This window comes from Actinosynnema sp. (assembly GCF_052038725.1).
In genome coordinates, this window is sequence record NZ_JBQGCX010000046.1 from 1 (window position 1) to 1,551 (window position 1,551).

Sequence of the window (1,551 nt, forward strand, 5' to 3'; positions counted from 1 at the left end):
CGACGGAGTGTCGCCGTGGCCCGGCGCACGTCAGGTCGCGGCGGCCTGGGCCGCGGTGTGCAGCCCGATCCCCAGGCGCTAGGAATTGCCCACAGGTCTGTGGAGAACTTGCCCACAGCCTGTGGACAACCCGGCGGACCGAGTCAGCGCGGCGCCACCCAGCGCTCCAGGTCCAGCTCGTCGACGATGGGGATCCCGTAGTCGCCGACCGACGGGATCTCCGGCTTCACCCGGCGCGACTCGCGCACCGCGTCCGAGCGCAGCGACGTGAGCCGGAAGCCGCGCCGCTGGTAGAACCGCAGCGCGTCCAGGTTGTCGTTGGTGGTCGTGAGCCTGATCCGGTTGCACCCGAGCTGCCGCGCCCGGTGCACCACCGCCTCCAGCAGTGCGGTGCCGACCCCCCGGCCGCGCCGCAGGGCGTCGATGGTCACGATCTCCAGCAGGTTGTCGTTGGTCGTGTAGGTGAGCAGGCCGAGAACCTGGTCTTGCTGCTCCACCAGGAATCCGGGCAGACTGGCCGGGAAGAACACCTGTCCGTGGGCCACGGAGGTGTGCGTCCCCCATAACTCCAGCACCAGACGGCCGACCACGATCCGGTCGGCTTCCTCGATCGCGCGAACCAGCATCCCTGAACTGTCCCGAGCACCGGCTGCAGTGGGTACCGGCATCCGACCTATGGTTGATTCGTGACCATCCGGGTACTGCTGGTCGACGACCACGAGGTGGTCCGCAGGGGGCTCCGCGAACTGCTGGAGGACGAGGCCGACCTGAAGGTCGTCGCCGAGGCCGGCGGTGTTCGGGAGGCGGTCGTGCGGGCGCAGGCGAGCAAGCCAGACGTAGCCGTAGTCGACATGAGGCTGCCCGACGGCACCGGTGTCGAGCTGTGCGGGAAGCTCCAGGACCTGCCCGCCGGGCCGAGGTGCCTGGTGCTGACGGCGTTCGAGGACGACGAGGCGCTGGTCGGGGCGATCACGGCGGGGGCGTCCGGCTACCTGCTCAAGCAGGTGCGGGGCCAGGACCTCGTGCACGCGGTGCGGGAGGTGGCGGCCGGGCGGTCGCTGCTGGACCCGGTGACGACCTCGCGCGTGCTGGAGCGGATGCGCAAGCCGCAGGAGCCGGACGAGCTGGCGACGCTGACCGAGCAGGAGCGGCGGGTGCTGTCGCTCATCGGCGAGGGCCTGTCGAACCGGCAGATCGCCGAGCGGCTGTTCGTGGCGGAGAAGACGGTGAAGAACCACGTGACGGCGGTGCTGTCGAAGCTCGGCATGGAGCGCCGGACGCAGGCAGCCGCGTGGGTGGCCCGCCGGGGGCGGTGACCGACTCCGGTCGGCCCCGGCCGTCAGCCCGACCGGCCCGCCCCCGCCGGGTGAGGCGACGCGGCTGACGGCCCCCGCGGCGGGGTCCAGTCGGCCGCAGGAGCGCCTGGTACGGGCGGGGTGGGGTCGGTGTCCGATTCGGGGGGCGGGGCGCTGAGGCGCGGTCATGAGGCGCGGTCACGGGGCGCGGTCACGGGGACGGGCGCCGCCGGGACGGGGTCGCCGCCGTGGGGGC

The 1,551-nt window shown here is 72.6% G+C and carries 2 protein-coding genes; one reads left to right on the forward strand and one right to left on the reverse strand.

Going from position 1 to position 1,551, the window contains the following annotated elements; all coding sequences use genetic code 11:
- Positions 1 to 143: 143 nt before the first annotated feature.
- Positions 144 to 626 carry a GNAT family N-acetyltransferase gene (locus ACTUAL_RS00880; RefSeq protein ID WP_012782735.1) on the reverse strand — a complete coding sequence of 161 codons (483 nt, stop codon included), beginning with the start codon at positions 624 to 626 and terminating at the stop codon, positions 144 to 146.
- A 60-nt stretch (positions 627 to 686) separates the two neighbouring features.
- Here ACTUAL_RS00880 and ACTUAL_RS00885 point away from each other — a divergent pair, with 60 nt between their 5' ends.
- Positions 687 to 1,316 (forward strand): response regulator, encoded by a 630-nt coding sequence (locus tag ACTUAL_RS00885; protein ID WP_177154574.1) that lies wholly within the window; start codon positions 687 to 689, stop codon positions 1,314 to 1,316.
- Positions 1,317 to 1,551 lie beyond the last annotated feature (235 nt).